This is a genomic window from Pedococcus sp. 2YAF34 (assembly GCF_052114585.1).
Lineage (GTDB): Bacteria > Actinomycetota > Actinomycetes > Actinomycetales > Dermatophilaceae > Pedococcus.
Genome location: NZ_JBFRFA010000107.1, coordinates 1 through 446, shown reverse-complemented (window position 1 = coordinate 446; position 446 = coordinate 1). Strand labels below are relative to the sequence as shown.

General features: G+C 70.6%; 1 pseudogene. It reads left to right on the top strand.

Features of this window, described 5'->3' with window-relative positions:
- Nucleotides 1-446, top strand: a pseudogene (locus tag AB4Z02_RS19100) (hypothetical protein); the annotation flags it as partial.

The following is a 446-nucleotide window of genomic DNA, read 5'->3' as shown; positions in this document are numbered from 1 at the left end:
GGCTTCTTCCTGCTGCCCGCTCTCGTGCAGGCGGCATCGGTGCAGACCACCGGCTACATCTGGCAGGGGCGCTACTCGCTGCTCGCCTACGCGACCGTGCTCGTCACGTCGGCGGTGGCCATCGCATCCAGCAAGATCCCTTTTGCGACGAACGCGACCGCGCTTCTTCAGCGCGCCGTGCTGACCATCGGCGGGGTCGTCGCCGTCGCGCAGGCGTACACGGTCGCGAGCACGCTCCGACGCTATGCGGTCGGTGAGGGCGCCTGGTGGGGCGCCTTCCTGCTGCACCCGCGCTGGCAGCCGCCCGGCTCATCCATCGCCTGGATCCTGGTGGCGCTCATCGGCGCCGGCCTCATCGTGCTGGCGTGGTTGTCCCGCTCGCGCGAGCAGGAGGAGCCGCGCCTGGAGGACACGGCCGCCCTGATGGTGCTCGCGTGGATCGCGAA